Raw genomic sequence first — 19,049 nt, forward strand, 5'->3', positions numbered from 1 at the left:
GAACAGAACGTGCTCACCGTCATCCGGGTTCCAAGCCCGTGAGAACGGGCCGGAGCAAGATCATTGAGGCGGGTCGGGAATGCCCGGTGACCTCGGCACGTTCGGGTATCTGGCACACTTGGTGTGCAAGCGCTGCGGTACCGGTTCGCGCCCCCACGTCGCGGGACGTCCGGCGACCGCCCCGAGCGAGGAGAGAACCAGTGAAGCCCGAGATTCACCCGAACTACGCCGTCACGACGGTGACGTGCACGTGCGGTAACACCTTCGAGACGCGGAGCACCGCCAAGAACGGCGTCATCAACTCCGACGTCTGCTCCAACTGCCACCCGTTCTACACGGGCAAGCAGAAGATCCTGGACACCGGCGGCCGGGTGGCGCGCTTCGAGCAGCGCTTCGGCAAGAAGGCCAAGTAGCCCGCGGCCTGCACCACAGCGCCAAGGAGGGGGCCCGGGGACGAGCCGTCCCCGGGCCCGCTCAAGTCTGCTACCAGGCCGGGACCCATCGTGAAACTCGACGAACTCATCAGCGAATACACCGACATCGAGGGACGGCTCGCCGACCCGTCGGTCCACGCCGACCAGGCGCTCGCCCGAAAGCTGGGCAAGCGGTACGCCCAGCTGCGCCCGATCGTCGAGACCTACCGTGAGCTGGGCGCGACCGAGGACGACCTCGCCGCCGCCCGTGAGCTCGCGGGCGAGGACCCGGCCTTCGCCACCGAGGCCGAGGAGCTTCAGGGCCGCGCCGGCGAGCTGGAGGAGCGGCTGCGGCACCTGCTGCTGCCCCGCGACCCCAGCGACGACAAGGACGTGATCCTCGAGATCAAGGCGGGCGAGGGCGGCGAGGAGTCGGCCCTGTTCGCCGGCGACCTGCTCCGCATGTACCTGCGCTTCGCCGAGCGGACCGGCTGGAAGACCGAGATCATCGACACCCACCCGTCCGACCTCGGCGGGTACAAGGACGTCACGGTCGCGGTGAAGAACAAGTCCGGCTCCGCCGAGGCCGAGGGCGTCTGGACCCGGCTGAAGTTCGAGGGCGGCGTCCACCGCGTCCAGCGGGTGCCCGCGACCGAGTCGCAGGGCCGCATCCACACCTCCGCCGTCGGCGTGCTGGTCACCCCGGAGGCCGAGGAGGTGGACGTCCAGATCGACGCCAACGACCTGCGCATCGACGTCTACCGGTCGTCCGGGCCCGGTGGGCAGTCGGTCAACACCACCGACTCGGCGGTCCGCATCACCCACCTGCCGACCGGCGTGGTCGTCTCCTGCCAGAACGAGAAGTCCCAGCTCCAGAACAAGGAGCAGGCGCTGCGCATCCTGCGGTCCCGGCTGCTGGCGATGGCGCAGGAGGAGGCCGAGGCCGCCGCGTCCGCCGAGCGCAAGTCGCAGGTCCGGACGGTCGACCGGTCCGAGCGGGTGCGCACCTACAACTACCCGGAGAACCGGATCTCCGACCACCGGGTGGGCTACAAGGCGTACAACCTCGACCAGGTGCTGGACGGCGACCTGCACAACGTCGTCCAGGCCCTCGTGGACGCCGACACCGAGCGACGCCTCGCGGAGGCCCAGCAGTCGTCATGAACCTGCTGCTCGACGAGATCGCCAGGGCCACGGCACGGCTCGCCGACGCCGGGGTCGCCTCCCCGCGCGCGGACGCCGAGGAGCTGGCCGCCGCCGTGCACGAGGTGAGCCGCGCCGAGCTGCACACCGTCCCGGACGGCGCGTTCGACGCGCTGTTCTGGGAGTACGTGGCGCGCCGGGAGGCGGGCGAGCCGCTGCAGCACATCACCGGACGCGCGTTCTTCCGGTACCTGGAGCTGAAGGTCGGGCCGGGGGTGTTCGTCCCGCGCCCGGAGACCGAGGTCATGGTCGGCTGGGCCCTGGAGACCCTCCGCGACATGGACGTCCAGGACCCGCTCGTCGTCGACCTCGGCACCGGCTCCGGCGCGATCGCGCTGTCGCTGGCGCAGGAGGCCCCCCGCGCGCGCGTGCACGCGGTCGAGAAGGACCCGACCGCCTACGTCCACACCGACCGCAACATCGAGGACCTCGACGAGCGCGGCCAGGTGAAGCTGCACCTGGGCGACTTCGCGTCCGCCCTGCCCGAGCTGAACGGCTCGGTCGACCTCGTCGTGTCGAACCCGCCCTACATCCCGATGAGCGAGTGGGAGTACGTCCCGACCGACGTCCGCGACCACGACCCGGCGGACGCCCTGTGGGGCGGCGGCGAGGACGGCCTGGACGCGATCCGCGTGGTCGAGCGCACCGCCCGCCGCCTGCTGCGTCCGGGCGGCCACATCGCGGTCGAGCACAGCGACCTGCAGGGCACCGCCGTCTACTGGATCTTCGCTGAGGAGAACGGCTGGCGGGACGTCCGCAACCACAAGGACCTCGTCGGCCGCGACCGCTTCGTCACCGCCCGCCTCGGCACGTCCTGACCGGCCCGCGAACCGCCCGCGCCCGCGCACTGCCCGGCCGCCGATAGTCTTTCCCACGTCAGCACAGCAAGCCGAGTTCGACGGGGACAGCCGTGAGCCGACGTTATGACTGCTCGGATCCGATGGAGCGGACGCGCGGGATCGCCGAGGCGGTGTCGGCCGTCCGGCGCGGCGAGCTGATCGTCCTGCCGACCGACACCGTGTACGGGATCGGCGCGGACGCGTTCACCCCGTCGGCGGTGACCGGCCTGCTGAACGCCAAGGGCCGCGGCCGGAACATGCCGCCGCCCGTCCTGGTCGGCTCGGTCCGCGCGGCGACCGCCCTGATCGACGATCTCGGCACCTACGGGCAGGACCTGATCGACGAGTTCTGGCCGGGCGCGCTGACCCTCGTGTGTCGCGCGAACCCCAACCTGATGTGGGATCTGGGCGAGACCAAGGGCACCGTCGCCGTCCGGATGCCGATGGACACCCTGGCCGTCGAGCTGCTGAAGGAGACCGGCCCGCTCGCGGTGTCCAGCGCGAACCTGTCGGGTCGTCCGGCCGCCCGGAACGCCGATGAGGCCGAGGAGATGCTCGGCGACTCGGTCGAGGTCTACCTGGACGGCGGCCAGGTCGCGCAGGGCGACGCGTCCACGATCGTGGACCTGACCGGCCCGATTCCGCGCCTGCTGCGCCTCGGCGCGATCTCCGAGGACAAGATCCGCGCGGTCGTCGGCGTCCTGCTCACCGACGAGGACGACTTCACGCCGGACGACGACATCCAGCCGGAAGCCCCGCTGGACGTCCCCGCCGAGCCGGAGAAGCCGTCCGCCGCCGAGTCGGACGGGTCGTCCAAGGAGCAGCCGAAGGCCGAGGAGCCCGAGGCCGCGAGCGGAGCGCAGCGCGCCGAGACCCCCGGGGGAGAGGCGGAGCCCCCGTCCCGCAAGGACGAGCCGGGTACGGCCTCCTGAGCGCCGTCTGACCCCATTCCGGACGTCAAACCCATCCAAGACGCCACGAAACCCTGTGCTCGACACCCAAAGATGTCGAGCACAGGGCTCCGAGGACAACGAAACGGGGGCCTCACCGCAGCCGCTGCGGTGAGGCCCCCGTCGTTGTTCCGCCTACTGATCACGTCCGCCGGCCGTCAGCGCGGCGGACAGAGGAGATCAGGAGAACACGCGCCACTTGCCCGCGTGCGAGATGTGGAAACCCTTGCTGGTCGGGTATCCCTCGCACTCGCGCATGTAGATCTTGCCGACGTTGAAGGACTGGATGGCGCGGTGCGCCGTCGTGCCCTTGCCCGACCGGTTGTAGATCACCTCGGTGTCGGTCTTGAAGTTCTGGCCCCTCGCCGCGTGGAACGCGACCACCATGCAGGAGTACAGACCCTTCTTGTTGTCGCGGACGTAGCCGTCCACGACGCGGGTCTTGTAGTACTTCCCGTGGTACTTGTACTTGCCCCACCAGTAGTAGCCCCAGGCGCTGGTCGCGGCCAGGCCGGAGTACTTGAGGGTGAAGCCGTGCTTGCCCTGGGCCTGGACGTCGCCCTTGGCGAGGACCGGGGCCGAGGTGGCCGGAGCCGCGCCGGAGCCCTTGAGGACTCCGTCGTCGGCGAGGGCGCTTCCGCCCGTCGCCAGCAGTCCGGCGACCAGTGCGCCGGAGGTGATCGCCACTGTGGCGATGCGTCGCATGGATCCTCCATTTCTGGGGGGATATCGGGTGAAGATCGCCGTAACCGTAGCAGGATCCTCCGACACCACCGCGACCCTTTTCCGTGACGCACGGCAATGTTCGCCGAGACGGGAACCGAAGCGCTTCGACCGACGTCCAAACACCCTCGGGACAGCTCCGGGATGCTCCTCTGGAGCTACTCGGAAGTCTTCTGACCTGCGGAAACGTGAATCGCCTGGAAAGTGCCCGACTGTGGTGTGGCCTTGACCACATTCTTTCCGGGCGACCGAGTCCGGACCTGAGAACGGTCGGGCAAACGGCGGCGAGAACGGATCGGCAAGACCCGGGAAAGGCGAATGGCCGGGCGATGAGGGATCGCCCGGCCATTTAGATGATCTTGCTTAGAAGGCTCAGTAGAGCTTCTTCCACGGCCCGTAGGCGATCTTCTTGGTGTTCTTGGTGGAGACGCCGGCCTCGCGCACGTAGAGGTGCTTGGTGTAGCTCGAGTTGAAGACGCCGTAGTAGTGGCTGAACTTGAAGTCCGCCGGGACGCCGCCGTACCGCAGGTAGTACACGGCCGAGGTGTAGTACCGCGAGCCGTTGCTCGTGCGGAACTGGACGGCCGGGGACCAGCCGTTCTTCTTGCCGTCGGCGAGCGAGAAGCTGACCTTCACGCCGCTCTTGGAGCGGGTGTACTTCCCGTACGCCTTGATGGTCGTCCACCCGTTCTTGGAGGTCCAAGAGTAGGAGGCGGCGGCCTGCACGCCGGAGGCGGTGGGCAGCTTGGCGGACTGGGTGAAGCCCTGGTCGGCGCTGGCGGAGCCGGCGCTGACCAGAAGACCGGCGGCGAGTGCGCCGGTGGTGATCGCCACGGTGGCGATGCGTCGCATGCGTTCCTCCACTTGCTGAATGAGGGGGGTGCGGGCCAGGGAAAGATCGCCACCGTAGCAAGATCGGCGGCGACCATCTCGGTACTTTTACACGTTCAGTCCGACATCGCGCGCCTGGTGGGGGTCCGTTCGCGCACGCTCCGTGATCACGGTCGGCGGGGCGGGGGTGGGGCCGTGAGGGCGAGGGGGCGCCGCCGAGGAATGCCGGGCGCACGGGGAGCGTCCCATTGGTGGGCCGGCGTCCACGGACGGCGGCCGGCGTCCGATGGGAAGTGCTGGGCGGCGGATGCGCCACGCGCCCTCTACGCAGAGTGGTCAAAGGATTCGAAGAGTAATCATTTCGTTGTATGGGCGTCTCGTGGTGGGCGGTGGGAGCATGGGCGGGCTGAGCTGAGAGCTGGGGGCGAGGTGCCGGTGCGGAGCCGTGGGACGGCGGTCGCGGGCGTCTGCGCGCTTGTGCTGGTCCTGTTGTCCGGCGCGCCCGCGCGGGCGCGCGAGGGGGTTCGGCGGCCCGCCGCGGACGGGACGATCCCCACCTACGACGTGGCCATGGTCATTCGGCGGGACGGGGTCGTGGACGTCCGGGAGACGATCACCTACGACTTCGGGGCCGAGGGTGGGCACGGGTTCACGCGGCGGGTGCCGTACCGGCGGGGCGAACGGATGTTCGACATCCGTGACCTGCGGACCAGTTCGTCCACCGGGGCCCCTGCGCGGGCGCGGACCCGCACGCTGCCGCATGATCTCCAGATCACCGTCGGGGACCGCCACCAGACGGTCCGCGGGCCGCAGGCGTACGTGATCGAGTACGACCTCGGACGGGCGTTCGCGCGGCTGCCGGACGGCCGGTGGGAGCTGGAATGGGACGCGATCGGCACCACCTGGGACGTCCCGATCGACAACGCCGCCGTGCGGCTGGAATCGCCGACCGCGCATTGGAAGTCGTCCTGCAGGGCGGGACACGGCGACGCGACCGTCCCCTGCCTGCGTGACCGGGACGGCCCCTACGCCGTGGACTTCCTGCAGACCGGGCTCGACCCGCATGAGGGCATGACCGTCCGGGTACGGCTACCCGGGAGCGCGATCACACCGCAATCACCCCGGTATGTCCGCCCATACTGGGACGGGGGATGGACCGGAACCGGCCTGCTGGGCCTCACTCTCGTCCTGCTGCCGTGGATGCTGCGGCGTCCCGGGCCCGCCGAGGCCGTCCGGCTGGCGGGGGCCGCGCGGCGCGTTCTGTACGGGCGGATCTTGCTGGTGGCGGGGGTTCTCGCGGTTCTCTGCGATGCCGCCGCCGACGTTGATCAGTACGGGATCTGGGCGGTGTCGCTGGGCGATCTGACCGTGGCGGGGATCACGATGGTGATCGCCGGAGCGGCGGCACTGTGCGGGCAATGTGCGTCATGCGACGGACGGGAGGAATAGAGTTGGCCCGGAACACCACCAGGGTGCACGACGCGGAACCTTTCGGTGCCCGCCGTACGTAGACACCTCCGTGGGGCCGCGGAGCCCCACCCAGGACCACTGCCGAGGGGAGGCGCGGGGCGTTGCGGGAGTACCTGCTGACCATCCTCGTGGCCGCCCTCGTGACCTACCTGATCACCCCGGCGGTCCGGAAGTTCGCGGTCTGGTTCGGGGCGCAGGCGGTGCCGCGCGACCGGGACGTGCACGTCATCCCGACGCCGCGGCTGGGCGGCCTGGCGATGTTCGTCGGCATGGTCGGGGCGCTGATCGTGGCCTCGGGGCTGCCGAAGATGCGGCAGGTGCTGGCCGAGGGCGACGTGAGCGTGGGCCGCGCGCTGCTGCTCGCGGGCGGGCTGATCGTCCTGCTCGGCATCGCCGACGACCGCTGGGAGGTGGACCCGCTCACCAAGTTCGCCGGGCAGGTCGCCGCCGCCGGGATCTTCATCATGCAGGGCATCCAGCTGTACGTGCTGCCCCTGCCGAGCGGCGAGCCGCTGTCGCTGCCGCCCGCCTACGGCGTCCCGCTGACCGTCCTGGTCGTGGTCGCGACGATCAACGCGGTGAACTTCATCGACGGCCTGGACGGCCTGGCCGCGGGCGTCGTCGGCATCGCCTCGCTGGCCCTGTTCTCCTACGCCTACCTGCTGTCGCACGCCAAGGGCATCACGACGCTGAGCGGTCCGACGCTGACCGCCGCCGTGCTGGTCGGGATCTGCGCGGGCTTCCTGCCGCACAACTTCAACCCGGCCCGGATCTTCATGGGCGACACCGGATCCATGCTGATCGGGCTGCTGCTGTCCGGCTCGACGATCATGCTGACCGGCCAGTTCGACCCGGCCATCATCGGCACCTACCGGCTCTTCCCGCTGTACGTGCCGCTGCTGCTGGTGCCGCTGGTCGCGGCCGTCCCGTTCGTCGACATGCTGCTCGCGGTCTGGCGGCGCACCAACGACGGCCGCTCGCCGTTCAGCCCCGACAAACGGCACCTGCACCACCGCCTGCTGGAACTCGGCCACTCGGTCCGCCGCGCCGTCCTGATCATGTACTTCTGGGTCGGGCTGCTCGCCGGGGGGCTGATGGGGATGGCCACCACCAGCAACCTCGTGCTGGTGGGGTCGGCCACGCTGACCGTCGCGGTCGGCGGGGTCGTGCTGATGATCGTCCTGCCGCGGGTGGCCCGCCGCCGGGCCGCCGCCACGGCGGGCCCGACGCTGTCGGTCCCGGTCGGCGCGACGGTCGCCCCCGTGGTCGCCGCCGACCTGCCGGTTCCCGACGTCTCCGCAGCTCAGGCCCCGGGTCCGGACGTCCCGGACACGGGCACCGGCAAGCACCGCCAGCACATCTGACCGGACCTCCGGACGGTCCGAGCACGGTTCGGTAGCTCCTAGACTGGCGCCCGTCACCGCAGGATGCAGCGGGTGTGCCGGACCCCGGCGCGCCCCACGGCGTTCCGCGGAATCCGAACGTTCTCCTGGGCTACAGTCCGTGGTGCGCAGGTAACGTTAGGGGAGCGTCCATTCATTACATCTTGGGTAATTGTGGACGTTCTGGACGCTTGTGATACCTTTCACTAACAAGAGCCGACCACTGAAAGTGACCGCTCGGAGCCCACATGCACACTTCCGACGCCCGCATGCTACGCGGCGCCGCGATCCCCTCGGCGATCGCCGGGGTCATCGCCATCGTTCTCGCGACACTGTTCGCCGGGACCAAGGGAGCCATCGGTGCGGGGCTCGGCACGGTCACGGTCCTCGTCTTCTTCTCCGTGAGCGTCGTGGCGGTCAGCTACGCCTCGCGGATCTCGCCGCAGATGATGTTCGCGGCCGCCGTCTTCAGCTACATCGGCAAGCTGCTGGTCATGCTCGCGCTGATCGCCGCCTTCAGTGACGCCACCGCGTGGAACCCGCGGGCGTTCGCGTTCACCGTCGTCGCCCTGACCCTGGTCTGGCTCGGCGCCGAGATCCGCACCACGCTGAAGGCCAAGCAGCTCTACGTCGACCCCGCCCCGTCCGGGCAGAACGCCCAGGCGCAGGACGTGTCCGAGCAGGACGTCGCGACTCCGGCCGACCGGAGCCCGTGATGCGCGCTCGGATGATCATGGCGGGATTGGACTACTCCAATATGACCACCGGGGGGGTGGCCTGCTATGGTCCGTCCTGCGATGAGCGAGGAGGGGCACCGGCCCGATCCGCAGGACTCCGAGGAATCCGAGCAGGATCGAATCGATGCGGAACACCGAGGCTTCGCCAACGCCGCCTGGTCGATCCCGAGCTACATCCTGAGCGGGATGGCGGTGTACGGCGGTCTCGGCTGGCTGCTGGATCGATGGCTGGGCACCTCGGCGCTGTTCCCCATCGGAATCCTGGTGGGCCTTGCTCTCGCGCTCTACCTGGTCTTCCACCGCTACGGGCGAACGAGCTGAGGCGACAGCCGCAGCACGGTCCGACCGCAGCCGCGAAGCCCTACGCCGACTTTGGAATGTCGCCGCTGCCCCCGGGCACGCAGCCGACGAAGAACCACCGACTGACTAGCCGAGTCACTGACGAAGGGACTGCCGCGTGAGCGCGCCGCACCTCCTCGCCTCCGGCAGTGGAGACGAGTTCGAGGCACCCGGCCTCGAAATCTTCCACTGGGGGCCGCTGTTCCCCGACGGTCCCTCGTGGCTGCACTGGCTCACCAAGCCCACCCTGATCGTCGCCCTGGCCGGGCTGATCGCGATCGTGTTCGCCTGGCGCGCGTTCGCCGGCGCGCAGCTGGTGCCGCGGGGCATGCAGAACGTGGGCGAGGTCGCCTACCTGTTCGTCCGCGACCAGGTGGCCCGGCCGATGCTCGGCAGGGACGGCGACCGGTGGATGCCGTTCCTGTTCTCCACCTTCTTCTTCATCCTGTTCATGAACTGGATGGGCGTCGTCCCGGTTCTGTACCTGCCGGTGAACTCGCACATCGCGTTCCCGATCGTGTTCGCGATCGCGGTGTACGTGATGATGCTCTTCCTGGGCATCAAGCACCAGGGCCTGGTCGGCTACTTCAAGAACATGATGTTCCCGCCCGGCCTGCCCAAGCCGCTGTACGTGATCCTCGCGCCGATCGAGCTCCTCTCGAACCTGATCCTGCGCCCCTTCACGCACTCGGTCCGACTGTTCGCGAACATGTTCGCCGGTCACCTGCTGCTCGCCTTCTTCGCCTCGGTCGCCTACTGGTTCCTGGTGGAGAAGCTCACCGTCCTGGGCGCCGGAGTCGGGATCGTCGGCTTCGTCATGACGATCGTCATGACGGCCTTCGAGCTGTTCATCCAGGCTCTCCAGGCGTTCATCTTCACGCTGCTCGCCGCCAGCTACATCCAGAGCGGCCTGCACGCGGACCACTGATCAGAACCACCCGCAACCAAGCAACCCTCCGGCGGGGCGGCCCCGCCGGTCGAGTGAAAAGGAAAGAGCACATGCTCGCTGAAGCCGTCAACGTTCTTGCTGGCAGCGACTCCGTCACCGGCAGCCTCGGCTCCGTCGCGTATGGCCTCGCCGCCATCGGCCCGGGCATCGGCGTGGGCATCATCTTCGGTCAGGGTGTGCAGGCGATCGCCCGCCAGCCCGAGCTGACCAACGTCATCCGCCAGAACATGCTGCTGGGCTTCGCGCTCACCGAGGCGCTCGCCCTCATCGGTTTCGTTGTGCCCTTCGTGCACAAGTAAAGAACCGTCCTTCCACTACTTGAATCGGAAGGTGGGAACTAGATGATTCTGGCTTCGGAAAACCCTCTGGTCCCAGAAGCCTCTGAGCTGATCTTCGGTACCGTCGCGTTCCTGGTCGTCCTGATCCTGGTCGGCTGGAAGCTGGTCCCGCAGATCCAGAAGACCCTCGCTGAGCGGACGGACGCGATCGAGGGCGGTCTCAAGCGCGCCGAGGAGGCGCAGGACGAGGCCAAGGAGACGCTGGAGCAGTACCGCGCCCAGCTCGCCGAGGCCCGCAAGGAGGCCGCCCGGCTTCGCGAGGAGGCTCGCGAGGAGGGTGCCCAGATCAAGGCCGAGATCACCGAGCAGGCGCAGGCCGAGGCCCGGCGGATCGTCGAGTCGGCGCACGCCCAGATCGAGGCCGACCGGCAGCAGGCTCTCCAGTCGCTGCGCGCCGAGATCGGCACCCTGTCGGTCGAGCTGGCGGGCCGTGTCGTCGGCGAGTCCCTCGAGGACAGCGCCCGGCAGAGCCGCGTCGTCGACCGGTTCCTCGAGGAGCTCGAGGGACGCGCGAGCACGCGGGAGCAGATCACATCATGACCATCACGGGAGCGGTGAGCAGGGCGTCGCTGGCCACGGCCCAGGAGCGGCTCGAGACGGTCATCCCGTCCGCCGACCTGAGCCGGCTCGGCGCGGACCTGTTCGCGGTGCTGAACCTGCTCGACCGCGAGCACGGCCTGCGGCGGGCGGTCTCCGACCCGTCCCGGGACGGCGCGGACAAGGCGCAGCTCGTTCAGGTCCTGCTTGAGGGCAAGGTCTCGCCGGCCGCTCTCGGGCTGGTCGCCGATGTCGTGCGGTCGAAGTGGTCCAAGCCCTCGGAGCTGTCGGACGCGGTGGAGACCCTCGCGGTCGCCGCCGAGGCCGCCCGCGCGGAGGCCGACGACCGGATCGACGACCTCGAGGACGAGCTGTTCCGGTTCTCCCGGGTGGTGGAGGGCGACCCCGCGCTGCGCGGGGCGCTGTCGTCGCCCGGACTGCCGGACGAGCGCAAGACGGGCGTGCTCGACGCGCTGCTCGGCGGCAAGGTCACCGCCGCGACGCTCGAGCTGGTCACCGAGCTCGTGCTGCGTCCGAGGGGACGTAGCCTGGAGGGCGGGCTGGCCGAGTACGGCAAGCTCGTCGCCAAGCGGCGGGAGCGGCTGGTCGCGCTGGTGCGCACGCCGGTCGAACTGTCGGCCGAACAGCGCAACAGGCTCGCCGCCGTGCTCGCCACGGCGTACGGCCACCAAGTACACCTCAACATCGAACTCGACCCGAACCTGGTCGGCGGCCTGTCGGTCCAGATCGGGGACGAGATCATCGACGGCACGATCGCCGGACGGCTGGACGACGTCCGCCGGCGGCTCGCGAGCTGACGAGCGACGGCTCGCGTCGCTCGGCACGCGCTTCACGCACGACGAGCCACCGACGAGCCACCTGAGCCCCAAGGGAGCAAGAGAGGAATCATGGCGGAGCTGACGATCCGTCCGGATGAGATCCGGAACGCGCTGGAGCGCTTCGTCCAGTCGTACGAGCCCGAGGCCGCCGCGCGCGAAGAGGTCGGCACCGTCGTCGATTCCGGCGACGGCATCGCGCACGTCGAGGGCCTGCCCTCCGCGATGGCCAACGAACTCCTGGAGTTCGAGGACGGCACGCGCGGTCTGGCTCTGAACCTGGACGTCCGTGAGATCGGCGCCATCGTTCTGGGTGACTCCAGCAAGATCGAGGAGGGCCAGAAGGTCCGCCGCACCGGCGAGGTTCTCTCGGCACCGGTGGGCGACGGCTTCCTCGGCCGCGTCGTGGACGCGCTGGGCAACCCGATCGACGGCAAGGGCCCGATCGAGTCGACCGAGCGTCGTGCGCTGGAGCTGCAGGCCCCGACCGTCGTTCAGCGGCAGTCGGTCAAGGAGCCGCTGCAGACCGGCATCAAGGCCATCGACGCGATGACCCCGATCGGTCGCGGTCAGCGGCAGCTGATCATCGGTGACCGGCAGACCGGCAAGACCACGGTCTGCATCGACACCATCCTGAACCAGAAGGAAGCCTGGGAGTCGGGCGACGAGAGCAAGCAGGTCCGCTGCATCTACGTCGCCGTCGGCCAGAAGGGCTCCACGATCGCCAACGTGCGCCGCACCCTCGAGGAAGCGGGCGCGCTGGAGTACACCACGATCGTGGCCGCCCCGGCGTCCGAGCCGGCCGGTTACAAGTACATCGCGCCGTACACCGGTTCCGCGATCGGCCAGCACTGGATGTACCAGGGCAAGCACGTCCTGATCGTGTTCGACGACCTGTCGAAGCAGGCCGAGGCGTACCGCGCCGTGTCCCTGCTGCTGCGCCGTCCGCCGGGCCGTGAGGCCTACCCGGGCGACGTCTTCTACCTGCACTCGCGTCTGCTCGAGCGCTGCGCGAAGCTGTCGGACGACCTGGGCGGCGGCTCGATGACCGGCCTGCCGATCATCGAGACCAAGGGCAACGACGTCTCGGCGTTCATCCCGACCAACGTCATCTCCATCACCGACGGCCAGTGCTTCCTGGAGACCGACCTGTTCAACCAGGGCGTCCGGCCCGCGGTGAACGTCGGTATCTCGGTCTCCCGCGTCGGTGGCTCCGCGCAGATCAAGGGCATGCGGAAGGTCGCCGGCACCCTGCGTCTGGCCCTCTCGCAGTTCCGTGACCTGGAGGCGTTCGCGGCGTTCGCGTCCGACCTGGACGCGGCCTCCCGCGCCCAGCTGGAGCGCGGCGCCCGCCTGGTCGAGCTGCTGAAGCAGCCGCAGGGCTCGCCGTTCCCGGTCGAGAAGCAGGTCGTCTCGGTGTGGGCGGGCACGTCCGGCGAGCTGGACGACGTGCCGGTGGAGGACATCCGCCGGTTCGAGTCCGAGTTCCTCGACCACCTCGAGCGCCAGCACGGCGGCATGCTCACCGCGATCCGCGAGACCGGCCAGCTCTCCGACGACGGCCTGACCACCCTGAAGGACGCCATCACGGAGTTCAAGAAGGGGTTCGAGACCAGCTCGGGCGGGCTGCTCGGCGACGAGTCCGCCGAGCCGATCGCGGACGAGGCCGTCGAGCAGGAGACGATCAAGCGCGTCAAGAAGGGCTGACGCAATGGCCCAGATTCGTCAACTGCGGCAGCAGATCCGGTCGGTGAAGTCCACCGCGAAGATCACGCGCGCCCAGGAGATGATCGCGACGTCGCGCATCGTGAAGGCGCAGACGGCGGTGGCGGCCTCCAAGCCGTACGCCGACCAGATCGTCCGCGCCCTCACCGCGCTGGTCAGCCACAACGTCGGGATCGACCACCCGCTGCTCAACGAGCAGCCGGAGGACGCGCGCACGGCCGTTCTGATCATCACCAGCGACCGCGGCTTCGCGGGCGGCTACAACGCCAACGTGATCCGCGAGGCCGAGGCCCTGATCGCCAAGCTGCGGGCCGAGGGCAAGCGCCCCGTCCCGTACGTCGTCGGCAACAAGGGCGTCACCTGGTACCGGTTCCGGAACCGGGAGATCGGCGCGCAGTGGACCGGGTTCAGCGACCGGCCGTCCTTCCCCGACGCCGAGGGCATCGGGCGGCGGCTGGCGGCGGACTTCCTGAAGACCGACGCCGAGGGCGGTGTCGGTGAGATCCACGTGGTCTACACCGAGTTCGTCTCGATGCTGACCCAGGCGGTCCAGGTTCGCCGGCTGATCCCGCTGGAGATCGAGGACACCACGGCCACCGACGGCGGTACGCCCCCGGCGTACGAGTTCGAGCCGACGGCCGGTGACGTGCTCGACCTGCTGCTGCCGAACTACATCGAGAGCCGCATCTTCCACATGATGCTGCAGTCGGCCGCGTCCGAGCACGCGGCGCGGCGGCGCGCGATGAAGTCGGCGACCGACAATGCCAACGAACTGATCGGTGTCTACACGCGCCAGATGAACCAGGTGCGACAGGCGGCGATCACCCAGGAAATCAGCGAGATCGTCGGTGGCGCTGACGCGCTCGCCGATTCTGGCGGGGAGTGAGAGAGTGACCGCACAGGTAGAGGAGACGACGACGGCCACCGGCCGCGTCGCCCGGGTCATCGGCCCGGTCGTCGACGTGGAGTTCCCCGCCGACGCCATTCCGGGCATCAACAACGCGCTGCACACCGAGATCAACCTCGGCGGCGAGACCAAGAAGCTGACCTTCGAGGTCGCCCAGCAGCTCGGCGACAACATGGTCCGCGCGGTCTCCATGCAGCCGACCGACGGCCTGGTCCGCGGCGCCGCGGTCGTGGACACCGGCGCGGCCATCTCGGTGCCCGTCGGTGACATCACCAAGGGCCACGTGTGGAACGCCCTGGGCGAGACCCTGGACGTCCCGACCGCGTCGCTGGAGATCAACGAGCGGTGGGAGATCCACCGCAAGCCTCCGGCGTTCGACCAGCTCGAGTCGCGGACCGAGATGCTGGAGACCGGCATCAAGGTCATCGACCTGCTGTCCCCGTACGTCAAGGGCGGCAAGATCGGCCTGTTCGGTGGCGCGGGTGTGGGCAAGACCGTCCTCATCCAGGAGATGATCCGCCGCGTCGCGCGCAACTTCGGTGGCACCTCGGTGTTCGCCGGCGTGGGTGAGCGCACCCGTGAGGGCAACGACCTCTGGGTCGAGATGGACGAGGCGGACGTCCTCAAGGACACCGCCCTGGTCTTCGGCCAGATGGACGAGCCGCCGGGCACGCGTATGCGCGTCGCCCTGTCGGGTCTGACGATGGCGGAGTACTTCCGGGACGTCCAGAAGCAGGACGTGATGTTGTTCATCGACAACATCTTCCGGTTCACGCAGGCCGGTTCCGAGGTCTCCACGCTGCTCGGCCGCATGCCGTCCGCGGTGGGCTACCAGCCCACGCTCGCGGACGAGATGGGCGAGCTGCAGGAGCGCATCACCTCGACCCGGGGTCACTCGATCACCTCGATGCAGGCGATCTACGTCCCCGCGGACGACATCACCGACCCGGCGCCGCACACCACGTTCGCGCACCTCGACGCGCGGACCGTGCTCTCGCGTGGCATCTCCGAGAAGGGCATCTTCCCGGCGGTGGACCCGCTGGACTCGTCCTCCCGGATCATGGACCCGCAGATCCTGGGCGCGGAGCACTACTCCGTCGCGCAGGAGGTCATCCGGATCCTGCAGAAGTACAAGGAACTCCAGGACATCATCGCGATCCTCGGTATCGACGAGCTGTCCGAGGAGGACAAGGTCACCGTCCAGCGGGCGCGGCGCATCGAGCGCTTCCTGTCGCACCCGATGTACGTGGCCGAGCAGTTCACCGGCCAGCCCGGTGTCACCGTGCCGAAGGACGAGACGATCGCCTCGTTCAAGGCGCTCTGCGAGGGCAAGTACGACCACATCCCCGAGCAGGCGTTCTTCATGTGCGGCGGCATCGAGGACGTCGAGAAGAAGGCCAAGGAGCTGGAGAAGTAGTCCGCTCCGCCGGTCCGTGTCCGCCACGCGCGGGCGCGGGCCGGCGGTCCGCTCCAGTTTTCGGAGGAATGATTCGTGGCAACCCTGAAGGTCGGGCTGGTCTCACCGGAGCGTGAGGTCTGGTCCGGCGAGGCCAAGATGGTGGTCGCGCAGACCATCGAGGGCCAGCTCGGCATCATGCCGGGTCACGCCCCGGTGCTGGGCGTCCTGCTGGACGGCAGCGTGGTGAAGATCGAGCCGGCCGACGGCGGCGAGTGGATCAGCGCCATGGTCGGCAGCGGGTTCTTCTCGATCGCCGACAACGAGGTGTCGGTCCTCGCGGAGCAGGCGGAACTGGGCTCCGAGGTGGACGTCGCCGACGCACGCCGGGCGCTGGACGAGGCGCTCACGGCGGCGGGAGCGGACCAGGACACCACGGCCGAGCGCCGGGCCCGGGCCCGGCTGCGCGCGGCGGGCTCGGAAGCCTAGCCGACGGCGTTGGGCGGACACCTGGCTCTGGACGCGGGCACGGTGCTCGCCGCCGTCGTCCTGCTGGTCGCGCTGGTGTTCGGCGTGCTCACGTTGCGGCGCTGGCTGTTCGTCCGGGCGGGCGGGACGGTCGAGTGTTCGCTGCGCGAGCTGCGCGCGGACGGCGACGCGGCGGACGGCGGCCATGGTCCGTGGCGGCTCGGTTTCGGCCGCTACAAAGGCGACGTGCTCCAGTGGCACCGCGTGTTCGGTTTCAGGCGTAGGCCCCGGCAGGTGATTCACCGCCGGGGCCTTGTCGTCGCCGGACGTCGCGTCCCGCAGGGCGAGGAGGCGGCCGGGCTGCTGCCGGACGTGACGATCGTCGAGGTGCGGGACGGCGGTCGGCGGCTGGAGCTGGCGATGGGCGCGGCGGCGCTGACCGGGTTCCTGGCGTGGCTGGAGGCGGCGCCGCCCGGTTCACCGGTGGATCCGCCGGGGCAGGACTCCTGACCGCGGCCCGGCGCGAAGAGTCTCGCCTTGGTCAAATCTCGCGACGACACTTGTCGTATTGGTCCCGTTCATTTCATGATCTTGGCACCCCTGTACGTCCCCCCTCGGGAGTTCATGTGCGCAAGTTCGCCATAGGCGCCGCCGCGGCGCTGGCCGCCACCGGTCTCGCGGTGCCGTCCGCCAACGCGGCCCCGGCCTCGCCCGACCTCGCGAAGCTGGTGACCGCCAAGGACATCAAGCGCCACCTGCGGAACCTGCAGACGATCGCCGACCACAACGGCGGCAACCGGGCCGCGGGCCAGGCGGGCTTCACCGTCTCGACCAGGTACGTGGTCAGCGAGCTGAAGAAGGCCGGGTACACCCCGACGGTCCAGAACTTCGACTTCGACTACTTCCAGGAGAAGTCCCCGGCGACCTTCGGCCAGACCGCGCCGAACAAGGTCGACTACAAGAACGGTGACGAGTTCACCTCGTACCAGTACTCCGGCAGCGGCGACGTGACGGCGGACGCCGCCGCGGTCGACACCCCGGCCCCGAACACCGACGGCGACTCCGGGTGCCAGACCGAGGACTTCGCGTCCTTCCCCAAGGGCGCGATCGCGCTGATCCAGCGCGGTGGCTGCGACTTCGCGGTGAAGGCCGCCAACGCCAAGACGGCGGGCGCGACCGCGGTCGTCATCTACCAGAAGCCGACCGTCGCGGACTCCCCGGTGGGCGGCACGCTCGGCGGCCCCGCCACGCTCCCGGTCGTCGGCCCGACCTACAAGGTCGGCTCGGACCTGGTGAAGCTCGCGAAGGCGGGCGGCCTGAAGCTGCACGTCAAGACCGACACGCTCAACGAGAAGCGCACCACGAACAACGTCATCGCGGAGACGAAGTCCGGGCGCTCCGACAACGTCGTGGTCGTCGGCGCGCACCTGGACAGCGTGGAGGCGGGCCCCGGCATCAACGACAACGGCTCGGGCACCTCGACCCTTCTCGCGGTCGCGCAGAAGGCCTCCAAGCTGGGCAAGAAGGGCCTGCAGAACAAGGTCCGCTTCGCCTGGTGGGGCGCCGAGGAGGAGGGCCTGCTCGGGGCCGAGCACTACGTCACCTCGCTGTCGGCGGGTGACCGGGCGAAGATCGCGCTGAACCTGAACTTCGACATGACCGCGTCCCCGAACGGCGTCCGCGGCGTCTACAACGGCTCGGACCCGACGGCCCCGCACGGCTCGGCCGCGATCCAGAAGGTCATCAACGACTACTTCGGCGGACGCAGGCTGCCGACCGTCCCGAGCGACTTCAACGGCCGCTCCGACTACGGGCCGTTCCTCGAGGCGGGCATCCCGGCGGGCGGCATCGACACCGGCGCCGAGGGCATCAAGACCGCCGAGGAGGCCAAGCTGTTCGGCGGCGAGGCGGGCAAGCCCTACGACGGCTGCTACCACGCCAAGTGCGACCGCCTCACCAACATCAACTGGAACCTGCTCGACACCAACGCCGACGGCGTCGCCTTCGCCGTCCAGTCGTTCGCCAAGAGCACCCTTCCGGTGAACGGCGAGGCCCTTCGCACCGGCCGCGCGTTCGCCAAGCCCGCTCCGACGGCTCCCCTGTACCGGGGTGGCCACCTCGTCCGCTGATCCCAGCGGCCTGAGCCCCGCGTGGAGCCGTCTCGGCTCCGTGCGGGGCTCGTTGCTTTCGGCGGGCGCCTCAGGCGGAGGCGATGGTGACGTCGCCGGTGTCGGTCCGAGCCTGGATGGTGTGGGGGGCGGAGGACGACGTCGGCACGGTGATCTTCTTCTTGCCCGTGTTGGTGTCGGCGGTGACGGCGTACTGCCCGGTGGACGGGACGAGGATCCGGATCTGGCCCGTGTTGGCGTGGGCGTTGACGTCGGCGGGGGCCGTGCCGAGGCTGAGGCGGATGCTGCCGGTGTCGGTGCGGGCGGTGACGTGCGCGGACGCGGCGGGCCGCAGGGCGGTGCCGGTGATCGTGCCGGTGTTGGCGCGGGCGGTGACCGAGCCGGTGAGGCCGGAGGCGGTGATGTCGCCGGTGTCGGTGCGCAGCTCGGCGGTCAGGGCGCGGGGGACGGTGACGCGGTAGTCGACCTCGCAGGTGCGCCCGCTGAGCGAGATGGAGCCGGGGCAGGAGTAGGTCAGTTCGAGGACGCCGCCGGTGACCTGGTGCCGGGCGTTCGGGTGGCCGTTGTCGGTGAAGCGGAGCTTCTCGGTGACGCTGACGGCGCTGACGTCCGCGCCGACGATCTCGACCTTGCCGGTGTGTCCGGTGACCCGCAGGCCGGTCAGCTTCTGCGCCACCGTGTAGGAACGTTGGTCGTTCTCCGTCTTGGTGAGGCCGAAGCTCGTGCCGCTGCCGCACGCCGACAGGGACAGGACGGCCAGCAGTGCGGCGGCCGAAGTAAGGGTCTTCGCGGACAGGCTCATTGCGTGGCGTCTTTCCGTCAGGAGAAGCGAACTCCTCGATTCTCCCGGCCCGGCGCCATGAAACACGAGGTGGGG

The 19,049-nt window shown here is 69.5% G+C and carries 21 protein-coding genes; 18 read left to right on the top strand and 3 right to left on the bottom strand.

What is annotated here, in order from left to right:
- The first annotated feature begins 200 nt into the window (after positions 1-200).
- The 4 genes from rpmE (at position 201) to P696_RS49970 (ending at position 3,387) form a co-directional block, all read left to right on the top strand.
- Entirely contained in the window at positions 201-413 is a 213-nt protein-coding gene (rpmE, locus tag P696_RS0134230; RefSeq protein ID WP_026415856.1) for a 50S ribosomal protein L31, read from the top strand.
- A gap of 90 nt (positions 414-503) precedes the next feature.
- Entirely contained in the window at positions 504-1,577 is a 1,074-nt protein-coding gene (gene prfA, locus P696_RS0134235; RefSeq protein ID WP_026415857.1) for a peptide chain release factor 1, read from the top strand.
- The gene (gene prmC / locus P696_RS0134240) at positions 1,574-2,434 is read left to right on the top strand and encodes a peptide chain release factor N(5)-glutamine methyltransferase (protein WP_026415858.1); all 861 of its coding nucleotides are present in this window, start codon (positions 1,574-1,576) and stop codon (positions 2,432-2,434) included. Before prfA ends, prmC begins: the two co-directional genes overlap by 4 nt.
- Positions 2,435-2,526: 92 nt before the next feature.
- Positions 2,527-3,387, top strand: coding sequence for an L-threonylcarbamoyladenylate synthase (locus P696_RS49970; RefSeq protein ID WP_034488316.1), 861 nt, complete (start codon positions 2,527-2,529; stop codon positions 3,385-3,387).
- A 198-nt stretch (positions 3,388-3,585) separates the two neighbouring features.
- On the opposite strand, the gene P696_RS0134250 is transcribed toward P696_RS49970, so the two are convergent.
- On the bottom strand, positions 3,586-4,110 hold the full coding sequence (locus P696_RS0134250) for a hypothetical protein (protein WP_157430090.1): 525 nt from the start codon (positions 4,108-4,110) through the stop codon (positions 3,586-3,588).
- Between the two features lie 390 nt (positions 4,111-4,500).
- The gene (locus P696_RS0134255; RefSeq protein WP_026415860.1) at positions 4,501-4,980 is read right to left on the bottom strand and encodes a hypothetical protein; all 480 of its coding nucleotides are present in this window, start codon (positions 4,978-4,980) and stop codon (positions 4,501-4,503) included.
- 414 nt (positions 4,981-5,394) lie between these two features.
- Here P696_RS0134255 and P696_RS0134260 point away from each other — a divergent pair, with 414 nt between their 5' ends.
- From P696_RS0134260 to P696_RS49990, 14 genes are all read left to right on the top strand, one after another.
- A complete protein-coding gene (locus P696_RS0134260; protein WP_170026666.1) occupies positions 5,395-6,408 on the top strand; it encodes a DUF2207 domain-containing protein in 1,014 nt (337 codons plus the stop codon).
- Positions 6,409-6,530: 122 nt separating this feature from the next.
- A complete protein-coding gene (locus P696_RS49975; RefSeq protein WP_084338620.1) occupies positions 6,531-7,793 on the top strand; it encodes a glycosyltransferase family 4 protein in 1,263 nt (420 codons plus the stop codon).
- A 266-nt stretch (positions 7,794-8,059) separates the two neighbouring features.
- Positions 8,060-8,527, top strand: coding sequence for a Cg1360 family ATP-synthase-associated protein (locus P696_RS49980; protein WP_051468498.1), 468 nt, complete (start codon positions 8,060-8,062; stop codon positions 8,525-8,527).
- An 81-nt stretch (positions 8,528-8,608) separates the two neighbouring features.
- Positions 8,609-8,869, top strand: a complete 261-nt coding sequence (locus P696_RS49985) for an AtpZ/AtpI family protein (protein ID WP_064744184.1) — start codon at positions 8,609-8,611, stop codon at positions 8,867-8,869.
- A 136-nt stretch (positions 8,870-9,005) separates the two neighbouring features.
- Entirely contained in the window at positions 9,006-9,815 is an 810-nt protein-coding gene (atpB, locus tag P696_RS0134280) for a F0F1 ATP synthase subunit A (protein ID WP_026415863.1), read from the top strand.
- Between the two features lie 71 nt (positions 9,816-9,886).
- The gene (gene atpE / locus P696_RS0134285; RefSeq protein ID WP_026415864.1) at positions 9,887-10,135 is read left to right on the top strand and encodes an ATP synthase F0 subunit C; all 249 of its coding nucleotides are present in this window, start codon (positions 9,887-9,889) and stop codon (positions 10,133-10,135) included.
- A 42-nt stretch (positions 10,136-10,177) separates the two neighbouring features.
- The gene (locus P696_RS0134290) at positions 10,178-10,714 is read left to right on the top strand and encodes a F0F1 ATP synthase subunit B (protein WP_026415865.1); all 537 of its coding nucleotides are present in this window, start codon (positions 10,178-10,180) and stop codon (positions 10,712-10,714) included.
- Positions 10,711-11,529 (top strand): F0F1 ATP synthase subunit delta, encoded by an 819-nt coding sequence (locus P696_RS0134295; RefSeq protein ID WP_026415866.1) that lies wholly within the window; start codon positions 10,711-10,713, stop codon positions 11,527-11,529. The genes P696_RS0134290 and P696_RS0134295 overlap by 4 nt, the downstream gene beginning before the upstream one ends.
- Positions 11,530-11,619: 90 nt before the next feature.
- Entirely contained in the window at positions 11,620-13,254 is a 1,635-nt protein-coding gene (atpA, locus tag P696_RS0134300) for a F0F1 ATP synthase subunit alpha (RefSeq protein WP_026415867.1), read from the top strand.
- 4 nt (positions 13,255-13,258) lie between these two features.
- Positions 13,259-14,158, top strand: coding sequence for a F0F1 ATP synthase subunit gamma (locus P696_RS0134305; protein ID WP_026415868.1), 900 nt, complete (start codon positions 13,259-13,261; stop codon positions 14,156-14,158).
- A 4-nt stretch (positions 14,159-14,162) separates the two neighbouring features.
- On the top strand, positions 14,163-15,596 hold the full coding sequence (atpD, locus tag P696_RS0134310; protein ID WP_026415869.1) for a F0F1 ATP synthase subunit beta: 1,434 nt from the start codon (positions 14,163-14,165) through the stop codon (positions 15,594-15,596).
- A gap of 75 nt (positions 15,597-15,671) precedes the next feature.
- A complete protein-coding gene (locus P696_RS0134315; protein ID WP_026415870.1) occupies positions 15,672-16,064 on the top strand; it encodes a F0F1 ATP synthase subunit epsilon in 393 nt (130 codons plus the stop codon).
- Positions 16,065-16,073: 9 nt separating this feature from the next.
- On the top strand, positions 16,074-16,553 hold the full coding sequence (locus P696_RS0134320; RefSeq protein WP_157430091.1) for a DUF2550 domain-containing protein: 480 nt from the start codon (positions 16,074-16,076) through the stop codon (positions 16,551-16,553).
- Positions 16,554-16,669: 116 nt separating this feature from the next.
- Positions 16,670-18,172, top strand: coding sequence for a M28 family peptidase (locus P696_RS49990; protein ID WP_034488319.1), 1,503 nt, complete (start codon positions 16,670-16,672; stop codon positions 18,170-18,172).
- A gap of 70 nt (positions 18,173-18,242) precedes the next feature.
- Here P696_RS49990 and P696_RS0134330 read toward each other — a convergent pair whose 3' ends face one another.
- Positions 18,243-18,974 carry a DUF4097 family beta strand repeat-containing protein gene (locus P696_RS0134330; protein ID WP_026415872.1) on the bottom strand — a complete coding sequence of 244 codons (732 nt, stop codon included), beginning with the start codon at positions 18,972-18,974 and terminating at the stop codon, positions 18,243-18,245.
- Positions 18,975-19,049: the final 75 nt, after the last annotated feature.

This window comes from Actinomadura oligospora ATCC 43269, from assembly GCF_000518265.1.
GTDB lineage: Bacteria > Actinomycetota > Actinomycetes > Streptosporangiales > Streptosporangiaceae > Spirillospora > Spirillospora oligospora.

Bases quoted from the DNA above. Each gene is read 5' to 3' on its own strand.
- P696_RS0134295 (WP_026415866.1), top strand. From the start codon at position 10,711: ATGACCATCACGGGAGCGGTGAGCAGGGCGTCGCTGGCCACGGCCCAG.
- P696_RS0134305 (WP_026415868.1), top strand. From the start codon at position 13,259: ATGGCCCAGATTCGTCAACTGCGGCAGCAGATCCGGTCGGTGAAGTCC.
- prmC (WP_026415858.1), top strand. From the start codon at position 1,574: ATGAACCTGCTGCTCGACGAGATCGCCAGGGCCACGGCACGGCTCGCC.
- P696_RS0134290 (WP_026415865.1), top strand. From the start codon at position 10,178: ATGATTCTGGCTTCGGAAAACCCTCTGGTCCCAGAAGCCTCTGAGCTG.
- atpA (WP_026415867.1), top strand. From the start codon at position 11,620: ATGGCGGAGCTGACGATCCGTCCGGATGAGATCCGGAACGCGCTGGAG.
- P696_RS0134255 (WP_026415860.1), bottom strand. From the start codon at position 4,980: ATGCGACGCATCGCCACCGTGGCGATCACCACCGGCGCACTCGCCGCC.
- atpE (WP_026415864.1), top strand. From the start codon at position 9,887: ATGCTCGCTGAAGCCGTCAACGTTCTTGCTGGCAGCGACTCCGTCACC.
- P696_RS0134250 (WP_157430090.1), bottom strand. From the start codon at position 4,110: ATGCGACGCATCGCCACAGTGGCGATCACCTCCGGCGCACTGGTCGCC.
- P696_RS49980 (WP_051468498.1), top strand. From the start codon at position 8,060: ATGCACACTTCCGACGCCCGCATGCTACGCGGCGCCGCGATCCCCTCG.
- P696_RS0134330 (WP_026415872.1), bottom strand. From the start codon at position 18,974: ATGAGCCTGTCCGCGAAGACCCTTACTTCGGCCGCCGCACTGCTGGCC.
- P696_RS49985 (WP_064744184.1), top strand. From the start codon at position 8,609: ATGAGCGAGGAGGGGCACCGGCCCGATCCGCAGGACTCCGAGGAATCC.